This is a genomic window from Shewanella sp. FJAT-51649 (assembly GCF_019457435.1).
Classification (GTDB): domain Bacteria; phylum Pseudomonadota; class Gammaproteobacteria; order Enterobacterales; family Shewanellaceae; genus Shewanella; species Shewanella mangrovisoli.
On record NZ_CP080411.1, the window covers coordinates 4,666,969 to 4,688,793 of the forward strand.

A 21,825-nucleotide genomic window follows, 5' to 3' on the forward strand; every position below is an offset into this window, starting at 1 on the left:
TGCTTGAAAAATTTGTGCTTTACTATCTTCTGACTTTTTTGGGGAGCGTTTAGCGCTCCTGATGGTGCGTGTTGGTCCACAAAACAACTTGACGAAGTGAATCGCCACAGTTTCAGTCGTCACTTTCTAGCATTACAAAAATTAGGTCAACAAGCTAGTACCAAGCAGAGCTAGTTAAGTCATGCGAAACAAGCTTTGGGGCAAAAGTCCATTAGTTCAACCTGTATTAGTAGAGAAAAATTATAATAGTCAAACCCTAAATAATCTGACAATTAAACACATTCGTTTAACTTGATTTAGCGACCAAATTTTATGCAATAAGTTAAAAGGAGATTATTAAGCCAATCGAACCAGAACCTAAAAGAAAACGAGGACAGCTCGCTCAAAAGATTACAAGGCACACCAGAGTCCAACTTGAAGCAAGACTGAAATCTCACTTGGAAAGTGCAATAAAGATGCACCTATGGTAAGAGTGCCTTTATGTCACAGCCTAAGGCTTCTGCCAACTGATATGCCTTTTCTAGCGTGATGTTTACCTCTCCACGCTCTATTCGCCCCATGTAACTGCGGTCTATCTCTGTTAGTAGCGCAATTTTTTCTTGGGAAATGCCTCGCCGTTTACGCTCTTCTCGTAATTTAGCCCCAAATTGGATTGCTAAGTCTTTCATTTTTCATCTCGTTAAAGAGAAAGACTATCCAAAGTTGCGGCTTATATTACCACGGATTATAATCCTCATTTGTGCAATCAATGCTCTTCTAATGCCTAGTTGGAGCACTAAACAGCCTCTTGCGAGTACGTCATGTCTAAAGCCTCAATCAAAATATGCCCGACTTTGCATACCATTCTCCAGGACGAGAGCTTCAACAATTTTCAAATTAAAAGTTTACGCGACGCTTATCTTGCAGCTTCAACTAGCTATATAACTGTCAGTAAAACTTACAACTTCATTTATCAACAGGTCCACAGACTCGTGAAAAAGGGGCTCTTAGATAAAAATGTGGACCAACAATCGAACGAAACGACTTATCAAAAGACAACGATTTTTTTCCAAGCGAATTTCATCCTACAAGATCCGAAAAAATCTGAATCCGTAGGGGCAACACTCGCAAGTAAGCAAAAGCATAATACTATTAAACAATTAGAAGAACGGCTCAAGCAGTCCGAAATCGATTTACTAACGAGTATTGGTGAGTCGGAAGAGTATATGCGTTTATACCAATCCTTCCCTGAAATGAAGGCTCATCTCGAATCACAGTATTTGTTGGCTCGCGAAACGAGCTCAAAATTGCTTGGTCAAATAAAAGCCATTAAATCAGCTATTACCCATCAACAAAAGTAACTCAATGCAACTTAGACAATGGCAATCTGAGTGTGTCGAACGCGCTCTAAGGCACTTTTATGGTGCTCATAAGCATTTTCTTTGCTTAGCAACACCTGGTGCAGGCAAATCAATCATGGCCGCGGAACTTGCAGCGAAACTATTTGAGGATGCTCTAATCGATTTTGTGTTGTGCTTTTCTCCATCAGTAAATATCTCTCAGGGGTTGAAACAGACATTTTCCAATCGTCTGGAGTGCAGATTTGATGGTGTGATAGGTTCAGTTGGTTGTTCTTATACTTACCAAGGAATGTTGGCTTTTAAAGAGGATTTTTGGCAATTATTGAGAAAAAATCGAGTTCTCGTCATCTTTGATGAGATCCATCATTGCGCTGGGAGCTCTCTTGAAGATGCAAACGCATGGGGGGAAGAGATTCTACTCAACATTCAGGCCCAAGCGCAGTACACTCTAGCATTAACAGGCACGCCTTGGCGCTCTGACCAAGCACCAATTGTTTTATCTCGATACACAGACCCAAATAACCAGATTCAATGTGACTATGTCTATGGCCTTAAGGAAGCCGTTGCAGATGGTGTATGCCGTAGCCCTTACATTGTGCTAATTGATAACGACAAAATTTCAGTTACAGACGAAGAAAACGAAACAAAGACTTATGGCTCTTTAGATGAGTTATTGAAACGTTCATCAATCTCTTATCAGTCTATTATCGAGAATCATGAGGCGATTCATTATATCTTAACGTTAGCAACAAATAAGTTAAAAGCCATAAAACAGTCCAACCCTAATGCAGCCGGACTTATTGTCGCATCATCTGTATCACACGCAGCAAATATCTTAAACACTCTCAAAAAAGAGTTTAATGAAACAGCTCAGATAGTTACCTACAAAGAGGATGATCCATCTGCCAAGATTAATGAATTCAGAAACAGCACAACTAACTGGATCGTGAGTGTAGGAATGATAAGTGAGGGGACTGATATCCCTCGCCTGCAGGTTTGTTGCCACCTTAGTCGAGTAAAAACTGAGCTGTACTTTAGACAGGTTCTAGGTCGTATTTTACGCACTAATGATTCGCTTAATCAGCAAGCTTGGCTATACACCTTTGCTGAACCAAAACTTGTAGAATTTGCCAGTCGTATAGAAGAGGAAATACCTGATATCCCAGTGATATTTAGCGAGCCATACGAGATAAAGCTCAAACAAGAGTTACCGGAGCTCCATGATATGGCAGTGAAAACGTTGCCACCTACTAACAGCATTATTATCAATAATGGCAGGCGGTCTATCGATAAACAGACACAATCGTATTCTTTAGATCTTTCATCGCGGCATATTTTAGGTATACCAACATCCTTATCATTTGAACTTTTAGGTGCTTATAGAGAAAAAGTTGTCTCAACTTTTAACTCACCGTTTTAAAGTCAAAATTCTTCATCTGTGTAGTAAATCCTGAATTCAGATTGCGGAAAATAAACTCTAAGCTGTTTCGGAGATAATTAGACTAAAATATCGTTGTATCAAAGAAGCTGCTCAAATTACATCGCTATCATATTCATTTTTTATTAAGGAAATGCATTCATGACAACCATACATGAGCCTCTTTCAAAAACCCAAGCCATCCAGTTGATAGAACACACTTCAGAAGTACCTTATAAAGTCTTATTTCAACTGATTTTTTCAACTGCACTCAATACACAGGAAGCAATAAACTTGAAAGTATTCAGTGATAATCCAGATGATGCTCATAAAGCTATAACCATCTCTCCAACAAGAGGACCACGTAACATTGTCTTACCACAGGAAACATTTAAACTTTTAAATGAATTTCGTGCTACTCATGGAGCACCTGATCGCTACTTCCCAGAAAATATGGTCACAAGAGATGGAGCGATAGAGGCATTTAATACCGCAGCCAAAATGATTGGTCTATCAGAATCATTCTCTCTAGCTTCGTTGAGAGTAGCCGCAATAAACTCATTTGTTCAAGATGGAATGTCATCTGACTCAATAGTAAAATTACTTGGTTTTACCAGCCTTCTAATGACCCCACATTATTTATCAAAAAGCAATCAACGTCATAATTTAGAAAACTAGATGGACAAGATTTTCTTCAAAAATATTAGGGCTTTGTTTCCTAAATCGATTCAGCGAACAAAGCCCCTAATAATTGTTTAAAGCTCAAACTACATAGTGAGTTTCGGGCATGTCTAACCCTGCAAGCTTGTTCAACGCCTTTATCATTGCGTAGGTTTCTCCTAGCTGACTGTTATAATTCCATAGGCTTAATCTGCCACTTAACAGTTGCTTCAACCAATACATTGCAGTTTCTGAGATTGGCCGACGATCATACCCATGGCGCTTCTTCCATTGTTTATTTGAACCATGAAGTTGTTGCAAACTGACCGCTAAGTTACGCGTATTCCCTTGTCCCCGCAGCACCTTCCCTCGGAGGAATGAGTACAAAAGCGGATTTTTCGATGGGTTTGCTTCAGTAAGTTGGACATGACTTCAGCGTCAGTCACATTTGATAAGCTGAGTTCTGCACCAATGATCTCGTGAGTATGAGTATCGACCGCAATATGCAGTTTACGCCATACACGGCACTTGCCATCTGTACCATGTTTCTTCGCATCCCACTCGCCTTCGCAGAAGACGTTCAAGCCCGTCGTGTCGATAGCCAAGTGCTCAATGGTGCCGCGAGTCTTGGTTTTAAAAGCAACATTGACAGTTTTTGCACGTTTGCTGATGCAACTGTAAGTGGGCACAAAAGCAAAATATCAGTCAGTTTAAACACCGAATTGATAACCTCCTGTATGGCTCGAGGTGGCATAGAGAAAACACGTTTAACTATCAGCGCTATGGTAGTGGCTAAGTAGCTAAATACACGTGGGCGGCCTTTTTAGGGTGATCGACCATGACTTTCCACATGCAATAGCATCCTCATGAACCCAGAAGGTAAGTGAGCTACGATTGATTAGGGCCTGGTTGTATTGCTACCTGTTAGTTGTTTTATAGCGAGGTTTCGGCACGGTTGATTGGTAAGTTGATAGGCTATACTGATCTGATCAGCGACTACCGCTTCAGTTCAACGAATTGGGAATCAAAGCCACATACTACAAAAAATCATTGTATTTCAGACTTTAAATCGAAATCAGCGATGCGAATCAGCTTTTTAATAGTATATTGTCAGTGTTATATGTACTTTATTAAAATTTTTAAAAAATCAGCTTATTACACAATTTAGTATGCCAGTAATGGTACTAATGGGCAATCCGCGTTTTCACTTCTATCGCCCTGGGCGGCGGCCTCTTGCACTTTAAGGGTGATCTGCGGACGATATTCCTTCCACAGGTACTTTAATTCTTTATCTAAGGTCATCCAGCCTTGGCGGGTGATCAAATGCGCTTTCATAACTCACTATCCACAGGTTTAACCATGCCGAGTCACTTTACTCGACACTCAAACAAGATTATTGCGCCGGTTCGATATCAATACCAACGACTTGATTACGGCCATTATGCTTAGCGATATATAGCTGCTGATCCGCAACTTCAACCAAAGACTCCCAACTTTGCTCGGCGACAGGCTGAATTGCGGCAATACCGGCGCTCACTGTGACCTCACCAAACTCAGAGTCTAGATGCTCTAAATGCAGGGCATGCACCGCATCTACCATCGCCTGTGCGAGACGCATGGCGCCAGACAGCTTAGCCTCTGGCAGGATACAGATAAACTCCTCGCCACCGTAGCGGGCGATAAGATCGTTAGGGCGTTTTAACATACCTTTGACGGCATCGGCGACCAGTCGTAAACATTGGTCTCCTTCCTGATGACCATAGCGATCGTTATAGCGTTTAAAAAAGTCCACATCCAGCATGATAACGGACAAATACGCCTGATTACGGCTGCAATGGCGCCAGATTTCGGGTAAGCGTTGCTCGAATTGGCGACGGTTAGCCACGCCAGTCAAACTGTCGAGCAGGGCGATGGAATGCAATACATCCGATTGACGCTTAAGTAGATATTGGTTCTTTACCCGCGCACTAGTGATGATGGGGTTGATCGGTTTATGAATAAAATCCACCGCGCCGAGTTGAAAGCCCTTCACTTCTTCCATTTCATCAAAATGGGCGGTAATAAAGATCACCCCAATATTGGCGGTGGCTGGGTCGGCTTTTAGTCGCTGGCAGACTTCATAACCTGTCATCTCAGGCATTTCGATGTCTAATAACACCAGATCGGGCTGCATTTTTTGGCATACCTGCAGCGCCTGCTCACCACTCGTCGCCATGAACATCTCATATTCTTCATGGAACAATTGATGCAAGATTTTGATATTCAGTGGCTGATCATCCACGATCAAAATCTTGCCTTTGGTGGCCTGTTGCGTCGCCATTAATTCACTTAAATACTGCACTAGGCATTCTCCAACATCATCGCACGCAATGTCTCTAAGGCTTGCATAAAGGCGAGGGATTGCACTTGTCCATTTAGCTCAGTCCATTGTGGGTGCTGTGAGAGCGGTTTTGCGAGTTTATCTACAAGAGTCACGGCTTCTAAATTATTTTCCTGTAAGAGGGAGGCCAAGTTATCCAACTCGGCTCGAACACTTTGTATATCCACAACACCGTTTGCAGGCTCGCTCAATTGCGGTTGTTTTAACTGTGTCTTGGGTAAAAAGCCAGAAAGCTGCTCAATACTTTGATTAATTAAGGACTCCAGTGTATCCGTCCAGCGTTTTATTTCCAGCAGCTCTAGGCCTTCTTGTTTAAATTGTTTTTCTAAAAATGCCGCATGCACGGCTAAACGCCTCGCACCAAAGTTGCTGGCAATGCCTTTAATCGCATGGCTAATCGCCGCTGTGGTGGCGTAATCAAAGGTTTTTGTCGATTGCTTGAATAAGCTGAGTTGCTTGGTCATTTCAGGGGCAAAACTGCTCGCCATTTTCTCGAAAAACACTTGGTTGCCGCCAAAGCGGCGCAGGATCAAGCGAATATCGTCGAGCAGGGTTTCGCCTTCGAGATTATGTTGAGCGTCAAGATGCATTGACTCAGGCTCTACAAACTGTGCCGCATCACGCCCCACCAGCCGCAGAATATTCGGCAATAACTGCTGCATATCTATGGGTTTGCTTACGTGGGCATTCATGCCCGCCTCGAGGCATTCCTGTTTATCCGCCTGCGAGGCATTTGCTGTCATCGCCAGGATAGGCAACTGGTCGAAGCGGCCATCGGCGCGGATCCGCCGCGTGGCTTCAAGGCCATCAATATCCGGCATTTGCATATCCATAATCACGGCATCAAACATGTCGCCGCTGTCTAATACTTGAGTAACCCCTTCAATGCCGCCTTCGGCCAGCACAACGGTTGCGCCCTCGTAGGTGAGCAGCTCGTCAATCACCTCGCGGTTTAATTGATTATCCTCAACCACTAACAGAGTAAGCCCCGCCAAGAGTCTTTGTGAGCGCGGTTTAGGATTGGCGTCCATGGTCTTGCCTTCGATGGCGTTGAGCACGGCTTCGGCCAGAATTTGTGAAGTCACTGGTTTAGTTAAAAAGTTCACAAAGGGCACGTTGTTGATATGCTGACTCTCGGCTATCACTTCATGGCCGTAGGCCGTTAACATCACCACCAGCGGGGTATAACTACCGGTTCCAGCATTTTTCAGCATCTCGGCGGTTTGTAAACCATCGATATCCGGCATGCGCCAATCCATCAATACCACATCAAATTGCTGAGCATTGGCAGTGGCTTGTTTCACTTTTTCAATGGCTTGATAACCACCCGAGGCGGTTTCAACCACACAGCCGTAATCGCTGAGGATTTTCGATAGGATCTCAGTCGTGATCTGATTGTCATCGACAACCAAAATGCGATAGCCGCTCAAATCGGCGCGTGGGTTAGCCTCCACTTCCATCACGGGGAAGGTTAAATCAAACCAGAAGCGGCTGCCCACACCGACCTTACTGGTCACTTGCAGTTGGCCACCCATCAATTCGACGAGACGTTTACTAATCGCAAGCCCAAGCCCAGTACCGCCGAAACGACGAGAAGTGGAAGACTCAGCCTGCTCAAAGCCAGTGAAAATCCGCTCGATTTGCTCCTCGCTGATGCCAATACCGCTGTCGACAATCGAAAACTGCACAGTAACGCTCTCCGCCTCGTGGCGTAGACATTCCAGCCCGACGATCACTTGTCCGTGTGGGGTAAATTTGAGGGCATTACCAGCAAGGTTGATCAAAATCTGCTGCAACCTTAACTGATCGGCGAGCAGCCACGCGGGCAGCGCCGAATCGAGATCAAACATCACTTCGACATCGCTATTGCCATGATTGGCCGACAGTACCACGGCGAGATCCCGCATCAGCAATTCAATCGAGCAAGGATGAAGGTCGAGCTTCAACTTACCCGCATCAATTTTTGAGAAGTCTAAAATATCATTTAACAGCCCAAGCAATGATTTAGCGGCCGTTTGCGCCTTAGTCACATAGCCCTGCTGCTGCACCGAGAGGGCGGTATATTGCATTAGCTGCAACATCCCCAACACGGCATTCATGGGAGTGCGGATTTCATGGCTCATATTGGCAAGGAACGCCGACTTAGCGGCATTGGCGGTATCCGCCTCCTGCTTGGCAGTTCTGAGTGTTTTTTCTAACTGACGCTGGGCGGTGATGTCGATATTGATGCCGATGACCCGAATCACATGGCCCAGCCTATCCCGTTCGATTTTAGCGGCGGCCTGCACATACCTAACCTCGCCGTCCGTTGTTAGGATCCTAAAAATCGGCTCATAGGGTTCATCATGCTCGACCGCGCGTTTAAGCGTTTCTTCGGCCTCGATTACATCATCAGGGTGCACTCGCATCCGCCAATGTTCATAGCTAAGCCCTTGCTGCTTTAGGCTTTCTGGCTGGTCATACATCGCAAACATGCGATCGTTCCACTGCAACGAGTTATCGAGCAAGTTCCAAGTCCAGATCCCGAGTTTAGCAACTTCGGCCGCCTTGCTTAGGTGGTTACTCGCCGTGAGTAAGGCTTCTTGCTGGGCCACAATTTGCGAGATATCCACCCCGATGCCAAGGTATCCCAAAATGTCACCATCATTACCACGCATCGCCGTCACCGAGAGCGATATCGGGAATTGGCTACCGTCTTTACGCACATAGGTCCAAGTGCGGGTTTCGGAGCCATCTTCCCGCGCCTTATGCACAAACGTATCAAAGCCTTGAATTGTTTGGCCATACTCCTCAGAAAGCTCAGCAGCCCTTGCAGTGATTTCCTCGGGGATATGGAATGGTGCGGGGGTGGTTTTACCTATGATCTCCTCGGCAGAATAGCCCAGCATGCGCTCGGCACCACGGTTAAAGATGGTGATGATGCCCTGCGGATCGGCGGCAACAATCGACATTTCGGAGGCGGCATCCAGCACATTGGTCAGGAGTGTCGCAATCCGATTTTTTTCAATCTGTGCCAATTTACGTTCGGTAATATCGGTTTGCAGCGCCACAAAACGCTCGACTTCACCATGCTCATCGAATACTGAACCAATCACAGTATCGAACCACTTCAGCTCTTGGTCTTTCCCTCGGTTACAGATTTCCCCATGCCAGGATTTACCCGCCTTAATCTGTTCCCACATCGTCTTCCAAAACGCAGCATCGTGCTCACCCGACTTCAGCACCGCGTGGGTCTTACCGACTAATTCTTCCCGCGCATAGCCACTGATCAAACAGAAGTGTTCATTCACATCTAAGATCACCCCGTCTAAATCGGTGACTGAGTAATGCAACTGTTGGTTGATGGTATCGAGCAGCGCCTGATTCTCGAGTAGAGCCTGCTGCAACGCATGGGTGCGCTTCGCGACTTGGCGCTCAAGACTGGCGTTGAGGTTAAGAATATGCCGCTCGGCATCCTGCTGCGCCGTGATATCCCGTATGGTTTGGCTCAAGCCAACAATGTCACCGTGTTCATCGTAAATGGGTAACGCAGTGGTCGAGGTCGACAGGTTACTGCCATCGGCGCGTTGATGGCGCGATACCCTGTTAAGCACAGTTTTTCCGGCTAACACCTCGGCAAATAGTGCCTGCTCCTCCAGCACTATGCTGGGGGGCACAATCAACTCACTGCTCGGCAATCCCAGAGTTTCTGGCTCCGTATAACCAAAGAGTCGCTCGGCGCCTTGGTTCCAACTGGTGATATTGCCGGCAAGGTCATAGCTGATAATGCCGTCGAGGGAGTGTTCCAACATGCTGGCGCGCCGTGCCTGCTCGGCCAACACTTGCTGTTTACGCTGTAAACTCAAAGACCACATAGCAATCAAGGCCGCCAGCAACAGGCTAAACAGGCAGCCACTGAACAACACTAGACTCGGCTTATTTAAATGCAATGACTTAATAAATGCCGGATAAGCAATCACTTCAAACTGCCAATGCCGCCCAAAAATCGTCTTAGTGGACTTGTAGCTGTAATCCGATAACTCGCTTAAGTCATTGGCGTGGGTTTCGAAGAAATTGATCGGCTGCTGCTCATCCGTCACATCGCTCAGCATCAGTTTGGTCATTTTCTGATGAAGGGATAAGCCCGTTAAGATTTCGGTTGTAACGAGCGGCGCGTAGCTCCAGCCAAAGCCCTGAGCCAGCCGTTCTTCCGGAGTAGCGGGAACCACATTGGTACGATAAACGGGTAATAAAATAAGGAACGACTGCAGCGGCTTACCCGTGGCTTGCACTAAGGTAATAGGTGCAGAGATTTGCACCTCCCCCGACAACAAGGCACGGTCTGCGGCTTCTTTACGATGGCTTTCGGAGGCTATGTCTAAGCCGACTGCGGCCTTATTGCGGTCGAGTGGCTCAATATATTCAATAAGATATTTCTCACCCTCGTTTGGATTGAGCTGACGAATATGAAAGTCAGGCCAATCCATCGATTTTACCCGCGCTAAAAACTGCGCTTCGTTCTCTTTAGGGACACGCCTGATAAAACCAAACCCCCGGGCGCCGGGGAACTCCTCATCCACATCCCGCGTCAGGCTGTAGTTTTGAAACATGGGACGACTAATATGATCTTCGCCCGCCGTCAGTATCATGCCTCGGACACCCCGCAGGCCATATTGATACAGGGCAATCCGGTTTGTCACATTTTCACTGATCTGCTGCGCGCGCTCTTCTAGCGCCTGCGAAATGGTTTGCGCATTGATACGACTCACCTGCCAAGCGAGCACGGTACTGAAAAACAGTCCTACGAGCAAGACGAATAACCCCCACTTGGAGGCTTGCTTGTAACTCATCGACAGGGTCATATGCACCTAATAATTAATAATCATAGAGTTATGATTCTGGACTAATCAAAATACTTTTGCCATAAAGCTTAGCGTTTAAGCCAATAAATGCGTCAAAAGTCGCTAGTGCCAATTTAGTTACAATTTCAGTTACATACTAGATAAATGTCATGATTCCCATGCAATTTCATTTGCTTAGTATTAACATGAGTTAGCAATTAGCCGAATTCGGCCACGATTGGCTTACATCATGAGCTAGTCGCTCAGATTGAATCCAGCTATATTAAGCACATTCTTGGCAGATTCGTTTTCAATTTCAGCCAGTTAATCTTTGTTGTATGACGGCATAAAGAATAAAAGCAATAATCCGAGCAATTTAAGGACATCCCATGGGACAAGAAACCTCGAAAATCCTCGTCGTCGATGATGATATGCGCCTACGAGCACTACTCGAGCGTTACCTGATGGAGCAAGGCTATCAGGTGCGCAGTGCGGCCAATGCTGAGCAGATGGACCGTTTATTGGAGCGGGAAAATTTTCACCTGATAGTGCTCGATCTGATGTTGCCCGGAGAAGATGGCCTATCCATCTGTCGTCGCCTGCGCCAACAGGGCAGCACGATTCCAATTGTGATGCTCACCGCCAAGGGCGATGAAGTCGACCGCATTATCGGCCTAGAACTCGGCGCCGATGATTACCTGCCGAAACCCTTTAACCCAAGGGAATTATTGGCGCGTATCAAAGCGGTAATGCGTCGCCAAATCCAAGATGTGCCCGGCGCACCGGCGCAGCAAGAGGCTGAAATTAGCTTTGGCGAGTTCTCCCTCGACTTAGCCACCCGTGAGATGTACCACGGCGATGAGGCCATCGCACTCACCAGTGGCGAGTTTGCGGTATTAAAAGTGTTAGTGACTCATCCACGCGAGCCTTTATCGCGGGATAAATTAATGAACCTCGCCCGCGGCCGTGATTATTCGGCGCTGGAGCGCTCGATTGACGTACAGGTTTCGCGCCTGCGCCGTTTAATTGAGAAGGATCCCGCTAATCCGCGCTACATTCAAACCGTGTGGGGTCTTGGCTATGTGTTTGTGCCCGACGGTGCAGCCCGTCGATGAGCCATTCTTGCCTGAAGTCGCCAGTGCGTTGGCATCAAGATGAAACCTAAGTTTTGGTGGCGCTTTCTTCCCCGCAGCGCCTTTAGCCAAACCGTTATGCTGATTGGTTGTCTACTGTTGATCAATCAGCTGGTCTCCTATGTCACTGTGGCTGTGTATGTGTTAAAGCCCAGTTATCAGCAAATCAATCAGTTAATTGCCCGTCAAATCAACTTGTTATTTGTCGATGGTATCGATATCGGCCGCGAACACTTAACCATAGTCGATGCGCTCAATGCCAAAGTCCGCGACGATGGCATGAAGGTTTACAACCAACAACAGGCCCGCGAGGCGGGAATCGAACAGGCCACCTACTACGGTTTTTGGTCATCACAGATGTCGGAATACCTAGGTGGCGATGCTGAAGTTCGCGTCACCCACGGCACAGTATTACAAATTTGGATCCGCCCGCCGCAGGCGCCTTCGGTGTGGATTAAAGTGCCACTCATCGGGCAAAACGTTTCCGACTTGTCACCACTCACACTGTACTTAATGGTGATCGGTGCGCTCAGTGTCGCCGGTGGATGGTGGTTTGCACGCCAGCAAAACAGGCCGCTCAGACGCTTACAAAAGGCCGCAATAGCAGTTTCCCGCGGTGAGTTTCCCGAACCCTTGCCGCTTAAAGGCTCCAGCGAACTGGTCGAGGTAACCAATGCCTTTAACCAGATGTCCCACAGCATGAAACAGCTCGAACAGGACAGAGCCCTGTTGATGGCGGGAATTTCCCACGATTTACGCACACCACTGACGCGTATTCGCCTCGCCTCCGAGATGATGGTCGAAGAAGATCAATATCTTAAAGACGGCATCGTTAACGATATCGAAGATATGGACGCTATTATCAGCCAGTTTATTGCCTATATTCGCCAAGATCAGGAGGCGAGCCGCGAGCCCGGACAAATTAATAAACTGATCCAAGATATTGCGCAGGCCGAAGCCAACCGCGACGGTGAAATTGAAGTCGTACTGAGCGACTGCCCCGAGGCCCTGTTTCAAGGACTGGCGATTAAGCGGGTGCTCAGCAATCTGGTCGAAAATGCCTTCCGTTATGGTTCGGGCTGGGTGCGGATAAGCTCGCAATTTGATGGTAAGCGGATCGGTTTTAGTGTTGAGGATAATGGCCCCGGGATTGATGAATCACAAATTCCCAAACTGTTTCAGCCATTTACCCAAGGTGATATTGCACGCGGTAGTGTTGGCTCGGGCCTAGGGCTGGCTATCATCAAACGAATTATCGACCGTCACCAAGGCCAAGTGACCTTATCTAACCGCACTGAGGGCGGCTTAAAAGCCCAAGTCTGGCTCCCCCTGGAATAAATCCTAAATTCAGAATGACAACGCTGACATTTAACTCGTGTTGTCATATTTATGTCACGCGAAATTCATAAACTCTAGGCAGTTAACTTCCTAAAGTTTCCAATGAAGATTGCATCATGAAGATTTCAACGCTGTCACTCTCAGCTTCGGCGCTGTTGTTATTGCTTGCTGGACTATTAGCAGCCGTGGTGCTGTGGAGCAGCGATCAAAGACAACAGATAGAGCAACAAACCCAAGTGCTCCAAGGTCTACAACAGGATTTTCTCGTGGGGGTACGTCGCGATCTCGATGGCTATTTAGCCAGCGGTAACGCGACCCAACTCGAAGAAGCCAAAGCCAAACTGAGCAAAATTAAAACAGAGCTCAACGAACTCAACCTCGCCGCAGCGGGCAGTGCCGATGAGGAATTACAAACTGGCCTGAGCCAATTCATTCAAGACTTAGATACTAAATACCGCGCCGCCGGCAAACTCGCGGGCAATCCAAGGCAGCTACTGGCCCACGCCGAATCCGAAATGCTCGACTATAACCGTAGGCTCGGCAGTTACGCCGACAGAGGTTTAGCGGTTAATGCCACTGTGGCCGAACAATATCTGCAATTAAGCCGCGACTTACCCAGCATTGTTTATCAGTTATCGCAGCTTACCGATGGCTATCTCATCGATAAAAATCAGCAGCTTAAAAATATTCTCGACAGCACCAGCAAAGAACTAAACCAGTGGCGTGACCAACTGAACGCCCTGCCGTTAATCGGCGTGTACGAGCAGCAGGAAGCCGATGAATTTGCCCTTGGCGCAAGTGAGCCTGAGCAGATTGAAGTGGGTGAAAATGATCGCAGCGAGCTGTTAAGCTTGGCCAATCGATACAATAAAGAAGTCGCCAATACCCACCAACTGCTGCAAGCCAATCAGGAGATGCAAGAGCAGTTAATTCAAGCCATTAGCAGGGTTGAACAGCAACTTATCGCCCTCGGTGAGGCGCAGGCCGCCAAAAACCAACAACTCAAATATGAGTTACAAGTCATTCTTTATGCAATGGTTTCTATTATGGCACTGTTTGCTATCGGCTATTTAATTCTGCAACAGAACCGCGTGGTTAAACCCCTTAAACGCCTCAACCAAGCCTTTATGCAGTTAAGCGAGTCCAACAGTCGCGAACGCTTGGACATTAATCGCCGCTGCGAAACTGGCCAAATTGCGGGCCATTTCAATCAATTGCTACACAGATTCGAGCAAGAAGACGAACTCCAGCGCCAACAAATGACTAAGGTTTCTCAATCCTTAAGTCAGTTGGTCGCGCGCATTACCCAACTGTCGCAGCACACCGAACACACTCAGACCATAGTCGCCGACACTCAGTCGCAAACCGAGCATATCCGCAGCCTCGCCAATGAGGTCAGCCATACCTCTGCCCTTGTTGAACAAAGCGCGGCTGAAACCATGCGCCAAATGCAGTCGAGCCAAACCGAGGCCGAAGCCGTGCTGAGTGCCACAGAACAAACCCAAACGGCAGTCGGCCTTTGCCATGCTTCGCTCGAAAGCCTGAATAACTCGGTGGCAGATGTGGCCAAAATTATTGATGTGATTGGCAATATTGCCGAGCAAACCAATCTATTGGCACTCAATGCCGCCATCGAAGCCGCCCGTGCAGGCGAGCAAGGCCGCGGCTTTGCCGTGGTCGCCGATGAAGTGCGAAGCCTGAGTCAACGCACTCAGGTGTCGTTAAATGAAATCGTGAAGATCCTGCATCAACTCACCCAATCGAACCTCGCACTCGGCGAAAGTGTCGATGGCATTGCCCAAGCGACCGACAGCCAAAAACAACGGGCACAGAGCCTATGGCATGTGGCGCAAACCGTGCAAAATCAAGCGAGTGAAATGGCCAATACCGCCAAGCAGGGTTCGCTTAACGCCAAAGAACAAGTCGATTACCTCGATGAATTTGTCCGCAGCATGGATAACCTAAAAGACCAAGCGCAAACCAGTTCGCAGCAGAGTGAAGTGATTGCCCAAGAAGTACAACAAAGCGTGGAAGATATCGAGACCAGCCTAGGCATAGCCGACACCAACACTGTACCAGCCCGAGCGGCTTAAGCTTGATACCAATAAAAATGGGAGCCTAGGCTCCCATTTTTATTGGTATCAAGCATTAAAGTGCCGCTAATACCACTTCGGCTTTGCTCACTTCAAATGACTTAGGTGCTTCTACATTCAGTAAAGTCACCACGCCGTTATCGATGATCATCGCATAACGTTGTGAGCGCACACCGCCAAAGCCAGCAGTATCCATCTCTAACCCGAGCGCCTTAGTAAAGCTGGCGTCACCATCGGCAAGCATCAGTAACTCAGACGCATTTTGCGCTTCGCCCCAGGCTTTCATCACAAAGGCATCGTTTACCGATACACAGGCAATTAAATCCACGCCTTTAGCTTTAAATTGATCGGCCAGTACGACATAACCTGGCAAATGTGCTTCAGAACAGGTTGGTGTGAAAGCACCAGGCACTGCAAATAACACGACTTTTTTACCCGCGAACAGCTCGGTAACTTGATGATTTACCATGCCATCTTTAGTCAGTTGGCTTAGCGTCGCCGCAGGTAATGTTTGACCTTGAGCAATCATGTCTCTCTTCCTTTAGTTAACGTAACTTGCCCATACTAGCCCGAATCGGAAATGATAAACACAGAGAGAAAAAGGGGATTTGTAGTAGAGGGAGCAAAGTACCGATAAATCGCATGGTTGCTTTTGTTACCCGCATTGCAAAATAGAAAAGCAGCGTATCGATATACGCTGCTTTTTAGTGTAAGACATGCTGTTTACTCTAGGTAGACGTGATGGCTCTGTATAACCCTGTTGGTCTTACATAAGAGTTTATTTCAGAGTATTAATCCATTTTGCACGCTTACGGGCTGCCACCAGCAATCCCAGACCAAGCAAGGCAAAGATTGACAATGCGCCGCCGCTTTCTTCCACCACAATCACTTCGTCAACTCGGTCACGGTCGCTACTTTCCAGCGGTAAGGCATATAAGCCATCGGTGTCATCGGCGCTAATGGTGGCGACAATATCGCTATAACCCACTTCATAAACATCGATTAATACATCGTAGTGATCCGTTGGATAGCCAGTGTAGAGAGTCGTCAGCACTTCGTAATCGTCCTGCGTCGAGTCACCGTAAATGGTAAACACGTCCGTGGTGTAGTAATGCACCCAAGGGCCACCGTTACGGCTTAGGTACAACTCGGCAAACAGGTCGGCGCGTTCATTAAGATATGAGCCAAACACATCCACATCGAAGGTCACGCTGAAGGTTTGATAAAACCCATCGTAATCAAAGTCTTCAAACAAACGGCTGCTGGCATCAAAAATCGCAAAGCTGTGATACACGGGCGCACGGTAAGGATCTTCACTGGTCGCACTCGAGCTTGGGATAAGCTGACTCGTGTGCTTAGCAATCACTTGTTCGCGAGTCATCGGAGTCGCGCCCATCAATTGCACGCGATGAGCACTCGGGCTTTTCGCCGATAACGACGGCGCTAAGGATTTGACCGCAGCCGCAGCGGCTTCCCCCACTGTTTGAGCAGGTGCAGCCTGTTGCAGTAGGCTTAAGGCTTGTTGCTCTTGCGCGGCGGCTTGCTCGGTATCGGCTTTTTTCGCTATCCCGATACTGGCCGCACTAAAAGGCGCTAGGTTTGGCTCGTCAGAGGATTCTGCATTTACCACGAATGATGTCAGTAATGCGCCTGCCAATGCCATCGCCTTAACGAAAGCGGTGTTTGTGGTAGTAGCCATACCTTGTTTATTGAGTGCGTTCATCTTGAATACCCCATTGGATAATCCGTTCAAATTGGTGACATTAGAGGGCACTCAAGGTGAACATAAGCTGAACATTAAAATCTGCCGTTTTTGCGAGCAAAAATGCCGTTCAGCCTCAATTCATCTGTTTTGGTTAACACTGCTAATATGTCACACGAACACTGGATATGACTCGTGGGCGCTAAATAGGTTCAGGCGGTAATTTACAAATCGATTTCACCTGAATCACAGTGAATTTTAAAGGAATTGTGTTTACCAATTGGCTGATCTCTATGTGTTTGTTATGGTGATGAGGTATTCTTAGTCGACTCGATAAGCTATCCATCTAGCTATTCACTTAAGATCGCCGAACACGCGGGTAACAGATATGAAACTTGGTTTGACACTGACCCTAGTCGCTTGCTTATGCACCTCCTTTGGCAGCATGGCGGGCAATGATAAACACGATGATCGTAATCAATCGCGCGGCCAAGGCGTGAAGAATGAACAGCGCCGCCTAGTGGTGAATAGCCCAGATCAAGCCGTGGCCATGGCGCAGCGTCAATATCGAGGAAAAGTGCTCAGCGTGCAGTCGAGTGGTTCGGGCTACCGAGTCAAAATCCTCAATAACGATGGCCAAGTCTTTTCTGTTTCGGTGGATGCCGCCACTGGGCGCGTGTCGAGGAATTAATATGCGACTCTTACTCGTTGAAGACGATTTAGCACTTCAAGCCAACTTAAAACAGCACTTGCTCGATGCTCACTACAGCATAGATGTCGCCAGCGACGGTGAAGAAGGCTTATTCCAAGCCATTGAATATAATTATGATGCCGCGATTATCGATGTCGGTTTACCTAAACTCGACGGCATTAGCCTGATTCGCCGCGTGCGCCAAAAGGAACGCGCGTTCCCCATCTTGATTTTAACCGCGCGCGACAGCTGGCAGGATAAAGTCGAGGGACTCGATGCGGGTGCCGATGACTATCTCACCAAGCCCTTTCATCCCGAAGAATTAGTAGCTCGACTCAAAGCTTTGATCCGCCGCTCGGCCGGTAAGGCGAGTCCTGTGATCACTAACGGCCCCTTTAGTTTAAATACCAGTAGTTTAGAGGTGCGCAAAGGGGATGAACTCGTCACCCTAAGTGGCTCTGAATACAAGCTATTCGAAATCTTTATGCTGCATCAGGGCGAGGTGAAGTCAAAAACTGCGCTCACCGAACATATCTACGATCAGGATTTTGACCTCGACTCCAATGTTATCGAAGTCTTTATCCGCCGTTTACGCAAAAAGCTCGATCCAGATAACCAATACAATCTGATCGAAACCCTGCGCGGCCAAGGCTATCGTTTAAGAGTCATCTCCCCAGATGAGTAAGCGCGCGCTTGCCTGGCAGTTATTAAACTCCCTCAAAACTCGGCTCGTCCTCAGCGCGCTGCTGTTTATTTTGGTATTACTGCCACTGATTGGCGTCGCCCTCAATGATGCCTTTACCGAGCAAGTAAAAAGCGCCGCCAAAAACGAGCTGAGCGCCTATGTGTATTCGGTGTTAGCGGTGACTGAGGTCGAAAACAAACGGATTTTTATCCCCGAATTAGTGCTCGAAAACCGCTTTAACCTGATTCAATCAGGCCTCTATGCCATTGCCACCACAGAGAATGCCGAGCATCAGCAGAGCATTGTCTGGCATTCGCAATCCTTTATGGGCATCACGCCGCCCGAGCATTTTACGATTCCTCCCACGGGCAAGAGCGCGTTTGAGCAAATAGACCTCGATGGTGCGCCGCATCTTATCTACAGCTTTAGCGTCAGCTTTGCCAGCCTGAACGAAAACGTGCCTGTGACTATCCATATCATTAAGGATGAGCTGGAGTTTCAACAGCAAATTTCCCAGTTTAATCAACAGCTTTGGACTTGGTTGCTGTTCTTAATCTTAGTCATGCTGGTGTTTCAGTTGAGTTGGTTGATTTGGACCATTAGGCCACTGGCACGCTTTACCCAAGAGCTGCACGATGTCGAACAGGGTAAATCGACCCAGCTCAGTAGCCAGTACCCGAGCGAGTTGCAGGAAGTCGCGCGGCAACTGAATATCCTGCTCAATACCGAGCAGACCCAACGTAAACGCTATCGCAATGCTCTTGCGGATTTGGCCCATAGCCTAAAAACGCCACTCGCGGTGATTAAGAGCCAAGCAGACTTAAGCGAGGCGTCGAGCGAGCAAGTGTCGAATATCAGTCGCATCATCAGCCATCAGCTTAAACGCGCCCAAACGGCAGCATCGGCATCATGGCACTTAGGGATTAAGGTGGATGAGGTTGGTGCCAAATTGCTGCGCACCTTAGCCAAGATTTATCGAGAACCGCAGATAGATCTCAGTGGTGAAATGGCCCCACAGGCCGTATTTAAGGGCGATGAGGCCGATCTCACCGAAATTTTAGGCAACTTGCTCGATAATGCCTGTAAGGCTGCCAAGTCACAGGTCAAATTAACCGTCACAGGTAATGCCTATCAGCTACAGCTCTGTATTGAGGACGATGGTCCTGGGATCAGCGAAGCCCTGCAAACTCAAATATTTGAGCGTGGGATCCGCGCCGATTCTTACCGCCAAGGCAACGGCATTGGTCTAGCGATTGTCCGCGATTTAGTGGATAGCTATAACGGCCGCATTTCCGTATCCCGTTCAGAAAACTTAGGCGGTGCCAAGTTTACCGTTAACTTCACTCACTCGGCTTAATCTTTAATTTTTCATAAAGATAGTTAATTTTTAAGCTGAGAATGGCGCTGCAATACTCTTTTTACCCTACAAAATACTTTCAGCTTATGTTCATATTCACGCGCCTATGATGCCAATAACATCCTCAAATAGGATTATTGGAGCGAACCATGAACAGATTACATCGATGGAAATGGCTGGTGTTATCGGCGGCATTAATGACCTTGCCTTTCACCGCGCCAACTCAAGCCGCAGGCGTATCAGTCAGCCAAGGTTCAAGTGCTTCATTGAGCCAAGCCGAACTCGAACAGATGCTTGCGCCCATTGCACTCTATCCCGATAGTTTATTGAGCCATATTTTGATCGCCTCAACCTATCCACTCGAAGTGGTACAAGCGCAGCGTTGGTTAGAGGATAATCCTAAGTTATCGACCGACGAGGTAATGTCTCGCACCGAAGATAAAGACTGGGATCCAAGTGTTAAAGCCCTGATGGCGTTCCCTAACGTCTTAGAGAAAATGAGCGAAGACTTAGATTGGACCCAGAAACTCGGTGAAGCCTTCTTGGCCGATGAGGGCCAAGTGATGGATGGCATCCAGTCACTCAGACAACAAGCGGATAAAGCCAACAGCTTGGCCAATATGGACAATATGGCGGTGACCCGTGCCAACAACCAAATCATCATAGAACCAGCGCGCCGCGAAGTAGTATATGTGCCCTACTATGATCCCCGCGTGGTTTACGGCACTTGGCGCTGGGGCGTGGCCTATCCCCCCGTGTATTGGGAATTCGGTGGCTATGTGGGCTACCCTTACCGCCCAAGTCATAGTTACTTTTACTGGTCACCCGGGATCCATATTTCCTTCAACTACTTCTTTAGCTCGTTCCATTGGCACAGCCACAGAGTCGTCGTTGTCGATCACCGCCACTCCCACCATTATCGCCCAAGGGAGCGATACTCAGTCAGCTACGGCGCTCAACCTTGGAAGCATAAGCCCGAGCATAGACGCGGCGTGGTATACCATAATCCCGTGGTGAAAGAGCGCTACTACGGTGACAGTAAGTTCCGTGGCCGTGATTCTCACTCCACTGGCAGTGGTCAACACTTTACCAGCCAATACTCAAAATCGCGGGAACACCAAGACGCACGTTATAGCCGTGACAACAAGAACTATGACAAGCGCCAAGATAAGGACAGAGGCAACAACGTAAGCCGCGATAATCACTACAGCCGCGAGCGTACGCCCAGTTACCAAAACACTCAGGCAGAGTTAAAAGAGCGCCGCGTGGCACCGACAAACTCGGCGCAAGCGAACAAGGACGGTTACAAAAGAGAGCGTAACGACAATGCCCGCAATGATAATCAGGTAAGGCAAATGCAGGCAAAAGCGACGAGGGAACAAGCTAAGGAGAGTCCACAACGCCAGTATCAGACTCTAGGGCAGCAGCCGCGCAGCGTTGAGACCCGTACTCAGCCGCAGAGACAGGAAGCTCGCCCCGAGGTGAGACGCGCCGAACCACAGCGCATTGAACAACCCCGCCAAGTGCAACCAAGACAGCGGGAAGAAACGAGAGTTAGGCAGGGCGAGCCACGCCAAAATATGCAAATGGCCCGCAGCCCTGAGCATAACCAAGGCAGATCGGCGCAGAGCCAAGAGCGCCGCCACCGGGAATAATCTTTACCAATAAAAAGAGCGCGAATATTCGCGCTCTTTTTATATTCAATAGCTTAAAACTTTAAGGTCAAGGACTGGCCTTCTCCCATGCCCTGCCATTCGAGAGTTAGATCCATTATCTCATTGATAATATGTTCAAAGTCCGTTTCAGAGACCTCGGGCAACGCGAGTTTACGGTTACTGCAACTCTGCTCTAACAGGTATAAAAACCCAGCATAGGTCGGTGCATCGGCGGACCACAGCAGGGATTGCAGGGATTCGACAATCGACTCGGTTTGCCAAATTAAGGTCTTATCTGCGACGGCTAAGGAAGCTTCGTTATGTTCGAGGGAGAAGCTAATATCGGCCCCCGCTCGCACTTGGGCAAAAAATGCCCCCTGAATATGCAGACGTTTTTCAACAACATAGTGGATCATATCGTGGGGTGCTATCCCCTGCTCGGGCATTTGAGTCTGGGTCGCGCTGCCATCCATGCGCACACAACGCAATTGCCCGTAACGCTTCGAACCTTTGGTGAAGATAACTTGCATGACGCCGTCCTTAGTTTATCCATC

The 21,825-nt window shown here is 47.9% G+C and carries 16 protein-coding genes and 2 pseudogenes; 10 read left to right on the forward strand and 8 right to left on the reverse strand.

Annotated elements, in window-relative coordinates; translation table 11 throughout:
* Positions 1–461 precede the first annotated feature (461 nt).
* A complete protein-coding gene (locus K0H59_RS20450) occupies positions 462–668 on the reverse strand; it encodes a helix-turn-helix domain-containing protein (RefSeq protein WP_220054221.1) in 207 nt (68 codons plus the stop codon).
* 132 nt (positions 669–800) lie between these two features.
* Here K0H59_RS20450 and K0H59_RS20455 point away from each other — a divergent pair, with 132 nt between their 5' ends.
* The 3 genes from K0H59_RS20455 to K0H59_RS20465 all read left to right on the forward strand — a co-directional run bounded on the left by K0H59_RS20455 (position 801) and on the right by K0H59_RS20465 (position 3,435).
* Entirely contained in the window at positions 801–1,340 is a 540-nt protein-coding gene (locus K0H59_RS20455; RefSeq protein ID WP_220054222.1) for a response regulator, read from the forward strand.
* A 4-nt stretch (positions 1,341–1,344) separates the two neighbouring features.
* On the forward strand, positions 1,345–2,760 hold the full coding sequence (locus tag K0H59_RS20460) for a DEAD/DEAH box helicase (RefSeq protein ID WP_220054223.1): 1,416 nt from the start codon (positions 1,345–1,347) through the stop codon (positions 2,758–2,760).
* 159 nt (positions 2,761–2,919) lie between these two features.
* Complete coding sequence (locus K0H59_RS20465; protein ID WP_220054224.1) at positions 2,920–3,435, forward strand: tyrosine-type recombinase/integrase; 516 nt, start codon at positions 2,920–2,922, stop codon at positions 3,433–3,435.
* 84 nt (positions 3,436–3,519) lie between these two features.
* On the opposite strand, the pseudogene K0H59_RS20470 reads toward K0H59_RS20465, so the two are convergent.
* The 4 genes and pseudogenes from K0H59_RS20470 to K0H59_RS20485 all read right to left on the reverse strand — a co-directional run bounded on the left by K0H59_RS20470 (position 3,520) and on the right by K0H59_RS20485 (position 10,638).
* Positions 3,520–4,316: pseudogene (locus tag K0H59_RS20470) on the reverse strand (IS5 family transposase).
* 295 nt (positions 4,317–4,611) lie between these two features.
* Positions 4,612–4,752 (reverse strand): annotated as a pseudogene (locus K0H59_RS20475) (transcription elongation factor GreAB); the annotation flags it as partial.
* Positions 4,753–4,810: 58 nt separating this feature from the next.
* Positions 4,811–5,737, reverse strand: a complete 927-nt coding sequence (locus K0H59_RS20480; protein WP_220055646.1) for a diguanylate cyclase — start codon at positions 5,735–5,737, stop codon at positions 4,811–4,813.
* 20 nt (positions 5,738–5,757) lie between these two features.
* Complete coding sequence (locus K0H59_RS20485) at positions 5,758–10,638, reverse strand: PAS domain S-box protein (RefSeq protein WP_220054226.1); 4,881 nt, start codon at positions 10,636–10,638, stop codon at positions 5,758–5,760.
* A 368-nt stretch (positions 10,639–11,006) separates the two neighbouring features.
* On the opposite strand from K0H59_RS20485, the gene ompR reads away from it, so the two are divergent.
* The 3 genes from ompR (at position 11,007) to K0H59_RS20500 (ending at position 15,181) form a co-directional block, all read left to right on the forward strand.
* Entirely contained in the window at positions 11,007–11,732 is a 726-nt protein-coding gene (gene ompR, locus K0H59_RS20490) for a two-component system response regulator OmpR (protein WP_037423742.1), read from the forward strand.
* A 39-nt stretch (positions 11,733–11,771) separates the two neighbouring features.
* Positions 11,772–13,088, forward strand: a complete 1,317-nt coding sequence (gene envZ, locus K0H59_RS20495; RefSeq protein WP_133181711.1) for a two-component system sensor histidine kinase EnvZ — start codon at positions 11,772–11,774, stop codon at positions 13,086–13,088.
* A gap of 116 nt (positions 13,089–13,204) precedes the next feature.
* Entirely contained in the window at positions 13,205–15,181 is a 1,977-nt protein-coding gene (locus K0H59_RS20500; RefSeq protein WP_220054227.1) for a methyl-accepting chemotaxis protein, read from the forward strand.
* A 55-nt stretch (positions 15,182–15,236) separates the two neighbouring features.
* On the opposite strand, the gene K0H59_RS20505 is transcribed toward K0H59_RS20500, so the two are convergent.
* Positions 15,237–15,710 (reverse strand): peroxiredoxin, encoded by a 474-nt coding sequence (locus K0H59_RS20505; RefSeq protein WP_011624535.1) that lies wholly within the window; start codon positions 15,708–15,710, stop codon positions 15,237–15,239.
* A gap of 249 nt (positions 15,711–15,959) precedes the next feature.
* A complete protein-coding gene (locus tag K0H59_RS20510; RefSeq protein WP_220054228.1) occupies positions 15,960–16,904 on the reverse strand; it encodes a choice-of-anchor H family protein in 945 nt (314 codons plus the stop codon).
* Between the two features lie 367 nt (positions 16,905–17,271).
* On the opposite strand from K0H59_RS20510, the gene K0H59_RS20515 reads away from it, so the two are divergent.
* The 4 genes from K0H59_RS20515 (at position 17,272) to K0H59_RS20530 (ending at position 21,271) form a co-directional block, all read left to right on the forward strand.
* Positions 17,272–17,574, forward strand: coding sequence for a PepSY domain-containing protein (locus tag K0H59_RS20515; protein WP_011624537.1), 303 nt, complete (start codon positions 17,272–17,274; stop codon positions 17,572–17,574).
* 1 nt (position 17,575) lies between these two features.
* Positions 17,576–18,259 (forward strand): response regulator transcription factor, encoded by a 684-nt coding sequence (locus K0H59_RS20520; RefSeq protein WP_220054229.1) that lies wholly within the window; start codon positions 17,576–17,578, stop codon positions 18,257–18,259.
* Positions 18,252–19,616 (forward strand): ATP-binding protein, encoded by a 1,365-nt coding sequence (locus K0H59_RS20525; protein WP_220054230.1) that lies wholly within the window; start codon positions 18,252–18,254, stop codon positions 19,614–19,616. Before K0H59_RS20520 ends, K0H59_RS20525 begins: the two co-directional genes overlap by 8 nt.
* A gap of 149 nt (positions 19,617–19,765) precedes the next feature.
* Positions 19,766–21,271, forward strand: coding sequence for a DUF3300 domain-containing protein (locus tag K0H59_RS20530; RefSeq protein WP_220054231.1), 1,506 nt, complete (start codon positions 19,766–19,768; stop codon positions 21,269–21,271).
* A gap of 53 nt (positions 21,272–21,324) precedes the next feature.
* Here K0H59_RS20530 and K0H59_RS20535 read toward each other — a convergent pair whose 3' ends face one another.
* The gene (locus K0H59_RS20535) at positions 21,325–21,801 is read right to left on the reverse strand and encodes a cytoplasmic protein (protein ID WP_220054232.1); all 477 of its coding nucleotides are present in this window, start codon (positions 21,799–21,801) and stop codon (positions 21,325–21,327) included.
* Positions 21,802–21,825: the final 24 nt, after the last annotated feature.

Bases quoted from the DNA above. Each gene is read 5' to 3' on its own strand.
- K0H59_RS20450 (WP_220054221.1), bottom strand. From the start codon at position 668: ATGAAAGACTTAGCAATCCAATTTGGGGCTAAATTACGAGAAGAGCGT.
- K0H59_RS20455 (WP_220054222.1), top strand. From the start codon at position 801: ATGTCTAAAGCCTCAATCAAAATATGCCCGACTTTGCATACCATTCTC.
- K0H59_RS20460 (WP_220054223.1), top strand. From the start codon at position 1,345: ATGCAACTTAGACAATGGCAATCTGAGTGTGTCGAACGCGCTCTAAGG.
- K0H59_RS20465 (WP_220054224.1), top strand. From the start codon at position 2,920: ATGACAACCATACATGAGCCTCTTTCAAAAACCCAAGCCATCCAGTTG.
- K0H59_RS20480 (WP_220055646.1), bottom strand. From the start codon at position 5,737: ATGGCGACGCAACAGGCCACCAAAGGCAAGATTTTGATCGTGGATGAT.
- K0H59_RS20485 (WP_220054226.1), bottom strand. From the start codon at position 10,638: ATGACCCTGTCGATGAGTTACAAGCAAGCCTCCAAGTGGGGGTTATTC.
- ompR (WP_037423742.1), top strand. From the start codon at position 11,007: ATGGGACAAGAAACCTCGAAAATCCTCGTCGTCGATGATGATATGCGC.
- envZ (WP_133181711.1), top strand. From the start codon at position 11,772: ATGAAACCTAAGTTTTGGTGGCGCTTTCTTCCCCGCAGCGCCTTTAGC.
- K0H59_RS20500 (WP_220054227.1), top strand. From the start codon at position 13,205: ATGAAGATTTCAACGCTGTCACTCTCAGCTTCGGCGCTGTTGTTATTG.
- K0H59_RS20505 (WP_011624535.1), bottom strand. From the start codon at position 15,710: ATGATTGCTCAAGGTCAAACATTACCTGCGGCGACGCTAAGCCAACTG.
- K0H59_RS20510 (WP_220054228.1), bottom strand. From the start codon at position 16,904: ATGAACGCACTCAATAAACAAGGTATGGCTACTACCACAAACACCGCT.
- K0H59_RS20515 (WP_011624537.1), top strand. From the start codon at position 17,272: ATGAAACTTGGTTTGACACTGACCCTAGTCGCTTGCTTATGCACCTCC.
- K0H59_RS20520 (WP_220054229.1), top strand. From the start codon at position 17,576: ATGCGACTCTTACTCGTTGAAGACGATTTAGCACTTCAAGCCAACTTA.
- K0H59_RS20525 (WP_220054230.1), top strand. From the start codon at position 18,252: ATGAGTAAGCGCGCGCTTGCCTGGCAGTTATTAAACTCCCTCAAAACT.
- K0H59_RS20530 (WP_220054231.1), top strand. From the start codon at position 19,766: ATGAACAGATTACATCGATGGAAATGGCTGGTGTTATCGGCGGCATTA.
- K0H59_RS20535 (WP_220054232.1), bottom strand. From the start codon at position 21,801: ATGCAAGTTATCTTCACCAAAGGTTCGAAGCGTTACGGGCAATTGCGT.